Origin of the sequence: Nocardiopsis alkaliphila YIM 80379 (assembly GCF_000341005.1) — a bacterium.
In the GTDB taxonomy this organism is placed as follows: Bacteria; Actinomycetota; Actinomycetes; order Streptosporangiales; family Streptosporangiaceae; genus Nocardiopsis; species Nocardiopsis alkaliphila.
In genome coordinates this window covers 1-6,737 of sequence record NZ_ANBD01000121.1, presented here as the reverse complement: position 1 = coordinate 6,737, position 6,737 = coordinate 1, and the positions used below count along the sequence as shown (strand labels likewise).

The window sequence follows — 6,737 nt, the reverse complement described above, 5'->3', positions numbered from 1 at the left end:
CACGGTTTTTTGTGAGGGGGGTCCGTATTACGGACCCCCCTTTTTTTTGTTTTTGTGGGGTGGGGTCCTTCTTGCGGGTGGTGATCGGCGGCGAGAAGGGGAGGATCACGGGTTCTCAGAAGCGGTCATGCTTTCTCAGAATCCGTAGTTGTACATCCAGTTGCCCGGGTAGACGGTGCCCACACCGTTGCGGTAGGCGTAGCCGCCGTACTGGGCACCCTGTACGAAGGTCCAGCCACCCAGGGTCTTACCGTTCATGGTGAGGTACCAGCCAGGCGCGTTGGGGTCGGTGTAGCCCCGCAGCGAGTAGTGGATGTGGGCACCGGTCGTCGAACCACCGGCGCAGAGGCTGTTGCCCTGGGTACCCAGGTAGTGGCCGACCCCGACGTTGTTGCCGGGCAACCACTGGTAGTCCTCCAAGTGGTAGTAATCCGTGGAATATCCGTTGTCGTGAATGACCCGGGTCCAGCCGGTGCACAGGCTGTAGGCGTAACCACCACGCGCGGCGCGAGCCTGGCCCGCGCCACCCGCGAAGTCCACCGACTGGCCGACGTCGCCGTGCGGTCCGCCCGTCATCACCATCGAGGTGCCGATGCTGAACGGCAGACCGACGCCGATGTAACTGGCCGGGGCCATCTCCGAAGGGTTGGTCGAGGCGGCGACGGTCTCGCGTTCCTTCTCCTCCAACAGGGCGCTGTCGGCCAGGATCGAGGAGAACTCCTCTGTTCCCTCCAACCCGACCATCCAGCCGGAGTTCTCGTGTTCGGCGGCGAACAACCAGGCGTGCGGGTCCTCGTCGGCACCCATGGGTGCGGTCACGATGGCGACACCGAACGCCGAGCCCTCGGAGGCTTCGCGGATGTCCACGCGCACGTCGCGTTCCTGAGCGGCCAGGGTGGACAGCTCGGTGTCGCGCTCGGCCAGGACGTCGTCGATGACGGCGTCGGTCAGGGTGTTTTCGGCGGCCGGGGACAGGTCCAGCTCCTCGGCGTGTTCTGCGATGATCTCGACGTTGTCCGCAGCGCTGTGCGATGGTGCGGCCGGCTGGGCCGAGACCGGGGTGGCCACGCTCGTGACGAGGGCGGCGGCCGCGATGATCGGGAGGGTTCCTACGGGAAGGAAACGGGGGACGGTGGGCAGTGTCAACGCTTCTCCAAAGGGGGGTGAGTAGCGGGCGGGAGGTGACACCACAACCTTCGATGTGGCTACCGCAGAGTAACCACGCCTTCGTCGAGGGGCAAGAGGGGGAAGGAAACTTTCATGCGCGATTAGCGCGTTCGAGGTTCAAAAGTTTCTGCTTGCGATCCAGGCCACCCGCGTAGCCGGTCAGGGCACCGTTGGCCCCGATGATCCGGTGGCAGGGAACGACCACGCTGATCGGGTTGCGTCCGTTGGCGCTTCCCACCGCGCGGGAGGCGGTCGGCTTGCCCAGTTCCTCGGCCAATTCCCCGTAACCGGCGGTCTCCCCGTAGGGAATGGTGGTCAGGGCCCGCCATACCCTCAGCTGCCAGGCGGTTCCCACGGGTGCCAGTGGCAGATCGAACTCGCGCAACTCACCGGCGAAGTAGGCGGTCAGCTGACGCTCGACCTCCACGAACGGTTCAGCGCCGGCCACCCACCCCTGGGGGACGCGGTGCGGAGCACCCTCCTTGGGCGGGGTGGAGACCCCGCTCAAGGATTCACCATCGCCGAACAGCAACAGTTCTCCCAGAGGTGAGTCCATCGTCGTGTAGTGGGTCGGTCCCGGCAGTGGCTCCCGGAAACGAGCCGCCTTCACCCGTGGTGCGGCGGCCGGCTCCGGGGCTTCGGGCAGCCCCAACGGGAGTGCGTCCTGTTCGGTATGGGTCATCGTCCTTATCCCTCGTTCACGTGCCGCAGGTCTGGCCGGCACCGTCGTCCTTCCTCGTCCCCACCATGTCCCGGGCCGAGTGAGGCCCACAGCAGGTGGGTGGCGTAGGAGCGCCAAGGGCTCCACGCCCTGGCCCGTCGCGCGGCGGCCGCGGGGGCCGCAGCGACCCCGGCCCGTTCCAAGCTTCGCCTGACACCCAGGTCGGTCTCCAAGAACACGTCCGGGTCGCCCAGTCCGCGCATACGCACGTAACGGGCGGTCCACGGGCCGATGCCGCGCAACGCCACCAACCCTCGCTCCGCCTCGTCCCGGTCACAGCCCGGTCCCAGGTCCACCCGACCCTCGGCGATGGCCTCGGCCACCCCTGCCAGCGCGCGTCCCCGTGCGAGGGGGATGGACAACCCGGCGGGGTCGGCTGCCGCCAGAGCCTGAGGGGAGGGAAACGTGTGGGTGAGGGCACCGTCCGGCCGCTCCAGGGGCTCCCCGAAGCGCTCCACCAATCTTCCAGCCAGAGTACGCGCGGCTCGGACCGACACCTGCTGGCCCAACACCGCCCGCACCGTGAGCTCCTCGGGGTCCGTGTGCCCGGGGGCGCGTGCGCCCGGGCGTCGTCGCAGTAGCGGACCCAGTAGCGGGTCGGGGCCGAGCACCTCGGCCACCGCCTCCGGGTCGGCGTCCAGGTCCAGCAGGCTCCGGCAACGTCGGACCGCGCCGGGCAGGTCACGGGGCCGGGTCAGCCGCAACCGGCACAGCACGTGCGTGGAGCCGCTCGATGGTCCCAGTTCGACGACGCCGGGCCCATGGGCCAGACGCAGGGTCCGCCGGTAGACGCCGTCGGTGTACTCCTCCACCCCGGGTACGGCGCGCTCGCCAAGGAAGGCGAGTGTGGCGGCGAGGTCGATGTGGCCCCGGTAGGGCAGGCGCAAAGTGATCGTCCCCGGCGTGGTGGGCTCCCCGTCGACGCGGCCCTTGGCGGCCCGACGCATCTCGGTGGGGGAACGATCGTAGATCGCCCGCATGGTCTCGTTGAACTGCCGCAGACTCGCGAATCCCGAGGCGAAGGCCGTGTCCGCCATCGGCATGTCCGTGGTCTCCACCAGGACGCGAGCGGTGTGCGCGCGTTCGGCCCGGGCCAAGGCCAGCGGACCCGCGCCCACTTCGGTGGTCAGGAGCCGGTTGAGTTGGCGTTCGCTGTAACCCAGGGCACCGGCCAGTGCCCCGACTCCGCCACGGTCCACCGCTCCGTCGTTGATCAGCCGGATGGCACGGCCCACCACGTCGGCACGCAGGTTCCACTCCGGTGAACCCGGAACCGTGTCCGGGCGACACCGTTTACAGGCGCGGTATCCGTTCTCCTGGGCGGCCGCGGCGGATCGGTAGAAGTGGACGTTCTCCCGACGTGGGGTGATCGCCGGGCAACTCGGGCGGCAGTAGATACCGGTGGTGCGCACCGCGGTGTAGAACACCCCATCGAACCGGGAGTCCCTGCTGTGCAAGGCACGGTAGCGCTGCTCGTCGTCCATCACGCTCCCCATGTTCGTCGCCGAAGAGACCCAGTGCCGGCGGTTTTCGGACATGGAGATCGGACGGCTCAATCGCTTCGGGCGGCCTCGGAGGTGTCGTGGTCGACCAGATACTGGACGTACACGGGGCGCAGCGCCTCCTGTACGTTCGGGTCGCTCTCGGCGGACAGTGCTTCGTAGAGGAAACCCGAGGCCTGGGCCAGGCTCGCCTCGCTGGCGTCGATGTTTCCCGCGACCGCCTCGGCGGCCGGGATGAGACGAAGCAGTTCCCAGAAGAACCGCACGTCCCACCTACGCCGAGCCAACTCCACGGCGCGGTCACGCAGATCGTCGGTGTCGATGTGCTCGAAGCCGGTGGCGTTGTCATCCATGCTCGGAAGATACCCGTACCCGCGCCAGACATCCCACGGTGAGCTGCGTTACCCTTCACACGAGTTCATCATCTCCTTCCCGGCGCCCGGGGAGGCCCTCACGAGGGGCGCCGGGCGTGCTCCGGGGGAACACTGTGAGGGGTACGTCATGGCCGAGTCCGCCGCACGGGTCGTCGTCGCGAAGCCGGGACTGGACGGACACGACCGGGGGGTCAAGATCGTGGCCCGGGTCCTCAGGGACGCCGGGGTCGAGGTCATCTACACCGGATTGCGTCAGACCCCGGAGATGATCGTGGCCGCGGCGCTACAGGAGGACGCCGACGCGATCGGGCTGTCGGTGCTCTCAGGTGCCCACATGACCATGTTCGGTCGGGTCATGGAGCTGCTGCGCGAGAACGACGCCACCGACATCCGGGTGTTCGGCGGCGGGATCATTCCCGATTCCGACATCGCTGAACTGGAGGCGATGGGCGTGGCCAGGATCTTCACACCGGGGGCGCCCACCGCCGAGATCGCCGAGTGGGTGCGCGAGAACATCCGACCGGCGCACGCCGCCTGAACCAGTCGTGACTTTGGTCGCATTCGGTAAGAAGCGCGATAAGGGCGGAGAAGCCGCCGATCAGTGTTATGTGGCGTGTCTCTGATCACAGATTCTCCCATGTGAGGGCCCTGGGCGTGCCACTTGATCGGCTTTCGGCGCCCTTTCACGAGGCCGACACCGCCCCGGTGGCCGGCGGCCGGATCCCAGGCGACTAAGCTTTGCGCATGTCGCGGGTGGCAACGCCGCGGCGATCTTGATCTTGAGTAGGCGGCTCAACCCCAGCAGGGCTTGTGTCGTGTGACACCTATCCAGTGCGTCACCGCCGATCCGGACACGCCACCCCGGTACACACTTGAGCCAGCGAGTTACAAGGACGGACCCTCGTGGACCTGTTCGAATACCAGGCGAAGGAACTCTTCGCAGAGTACGGGGTTCCCGTACCCCAGGGAAAGGTGGCGAGCACGGCCGCTGAGGCGCGTGCCATCGCTGATGAGTTCGCCGCCGCGGGCAAGCCTCGCGTCGTCGTGAAGGCCCAGGTCAAGACTGGTGGCCGTGGTAAGGCCGGTGGTGTCAAGGTCGCCGAGGGCCCCGAGGACGCCCAGGCCAAGGCCGAGCAGATCCTCGGCATGGACATCAAGGGCCACACGGTCCACCGTGTCCTGGTCGAGGAGGCGAGCGACATCGCCGAGGAGTACTACTTCTCCTTCCTCTTGGACCGCGCCAACCGTGACTTCCTCTCGATCTGCTCCGCCGAGGGCGGCGTGGAGATCGAGGAGGTCGCCGAGACCAACCCCGACGCCGTCGCGAAGATCTCGATCAACGCCCTCAAGGGCGCCCCGGCGGACGTCGCCGCCGAGATCGTCAAGGCCGGCCGACTGCCCGAGGCCGCCGCCGCGGGCGCCGCCGAGGTCATCACCAAGCTGTGGGATGCCTTCGTCGGCAAGGACGCCACCCTCGTGGAGGTGAACCCGCTCATCCTGACCTCCGACGGTCGGGTCGTCGCCCTCGACGGCAAGGTCACCCTGGACGAGAACGCCGAGTTCCGTCAGGACCTGGAGAGCCTGACCTTCGCCGAGGAGGGCGACCCGCTCGAGGTCGCCGCCAAGGCCAAGGGCCTCAACTACGTCAAGCTCGACGGTGAGGTCGGCATCATCGGTAACGGTGCCGGTCTGGTCATGTCGACCCTGGACGTGGTCGCCTACGCCGGTGAGGACCACGGCGGTGTCAAGCCCGCCAACTTCCTCGACATCGGTGGTGGCGCCTCCGCCGAGATCATGGCCAACGGCCTGGAGATCATCCTGGGCGACCCGGCCGTCAAGAGCGTGTTCGTCAACGTCTTCGGTGGTATCACCGCCTGCGACGCCGTCGCGAACGGCATCGTCCAGGCCTTGGAGCTGTTGGAGAACCGCGGCGACGACGTCAGCAAGCCGCTGGTCGTGCGCCTGGACGGCAACAACGCCGAACTGGGTCGCAAGATTCTCGACGACCGTGCCCACCCGGCCGTTCGCCGAGTCGACACGATGGACGGCGCCGCCGCTCAGGCCGCCGAGCTCGCGGCGAAGTAGGGGACGAAAACACCATGGCTATCTTCCTTAACAAGGACAGCAAGGTGCTGGTCCAGGGCATGACCGGCTCTGAGGGCACCAAGCACACCCGCCGTATGCTCGCTTCGGGCACCAACATCGTCGGCGGTGTGAACCCACGCAAGGCCGGCCAGAAGGTCGACTTCGACGGCACCGAGGTGCCGGTCTTCGGCTCCGTGGCCGAGGGCATGGAGGCCACCGGCGCCGACGTCACCGTGATCTTCGTCCCGCCGAAGTTCACCAAGGACGCCGTCGTCGAGGCCATCGACGCCGAGATCGGCCTGGCCGTCGTGATCACCGAGGGCATCCCGGTCCACGACACCGCCGCGTTCTGGGCCCATGCCGGGGCCAAGGGCAACAAGACCCGCATCATCGGCCCGAACTGCCCCGGTCTGATCACCCCGGGTCAGTCCAACGCCGGCATCATCCCGGCCGACATCACCAAGCCGGGTCGTATCGGCCTGGTCTCGAAGTCGGGCACGCTCACCTACCAGATGATGTACGAGCTGCGTGACATCGGCTTCTCGTCCGCCGTCGGTATCGGTGGCGACCCGATCATCGGTACCACGCACATCGATGCCCTGGCGGCCTTCGAGGCCGACCCGGACACCGACGTGATCGTGATGATCGGTGAGATCGGTGGTGACGCCGAGGAGCGCGCGGCCGCGTTCATCAAGGAGAACGTGACCAAGCCGGTCGTCGGCTACGTCGCGGGCTTCACCGCCCCGGAGGGCAAGACCATGGGCCACGCCGGCGCCATCGTCTCCGGCTCCTCCGGTACGGCCGCCGCCAAGAAGGAGGCCCTCGAGGCCGCCGGTGTCAAGGTCGGCAAGACCCCGAGCGAGACCGCCAAGTTGGCTCGCGAGCTCT

General features: G+C 67.7%; 7 protein-coding genes. 3 read left to right on the top strand and 4 right to left on the bottom strand.

Features of this window, described 5'->3' with window-relative positions; all coding sequences use genetic code 11:
* Positions 1-135: 135 nt before the first annotated feature.
* From D472_RS0117165 to D472_RS0117150, 4 genes are all read right to left on the bottom strand, one after another.
* Entirely contained in the window at positions 136-1,146 is a 1,011-nt protein-coding gene (locus D472_RS0117165) for a M23 family metallopeptidase (RefSeq protein WP_017605706.1), read from the bottom strand.
* A gap of 112 nt (positions 1,147-1,258) precedes the next feature.
* Positions 1,259-1,849: a methylated-DNA--[protein]-cysteine S-methyltransferase gene (locus D472_RS0117160; RefSeq protein WP_017605705.1), complete on the bottom strand. Its 591-nt coding sequence runs from the start codon at positions 1,847-1,849 to the stop codon at positions 1,259-1,261.
* A 5-nt stretch (positions 1,850-1,854) separates the two neighbouring features.
* Positions 1,855-3,372 (bottom strand): DNA-3-methyladenine glycosylase 2, encoded by a 1,518-nt coding sequence (locus tag D472_RS25815; protein WP_017605704.1) that lies wholly within the window; start codon positions 3,370-3,372, stop codon positions 1,855-1,857.
* A 68-nt stretch (positions 3,373-3,440) separates the two neighbouring features.
* A complete protein-coding gene (locus D472_RS0117150) occupies positions 3,441-3,743 on the bottom strand; it encodes a hypothetical protein (protein WP_017605703.1) in 303 nt (100 codons plus the stop codon).
* A 148-nt stretch (positions 3,744-3,891) separates the two neighbouring features.
* On the opposite strand from D472_RS0117150, the gene D472_RS0117145 reads away from it, so the two are divergent.
* The 3 genes from D472_RS0117145 to sucD all read left to right on the top strand — a co-directional run.
* Complete coding sequence (locus tag D472_RS0117145) at positions 3,892-4,302, top strand: cobalamin B12-binding domain-containing protein (RefSeq protein WP_026117796.1); 411 nt, start codon at positions 3,892-3,894, stop codon at positions 4,300-4,302.
* A gap of 365 nt (positions 4,303-4,667) precedes the next feature.
* On the top strand, positions 4,668-5,849 hold the full coding sequence (gene sucC / locus D472_RS0117140; protein WP_017605701.1) for an ADP-forming succinate--CoA ligase subunit beta: 1,182 nt from the start codon (positions 4,668-4,670) through the stop codon (positions 5,847-5,849).
* Between the two features lie 14 nt (positions 5,850-5,863).
* Positions 5,864-6,737, top strand: an 874-nt coding sequence (gene sucD, locus D472_RS0117135) for a succinate--CoA ligase subunit alpha (RefSeq protein ID WP_017605700.1), incomplete at its 3' end; no start/stop codon positions are given.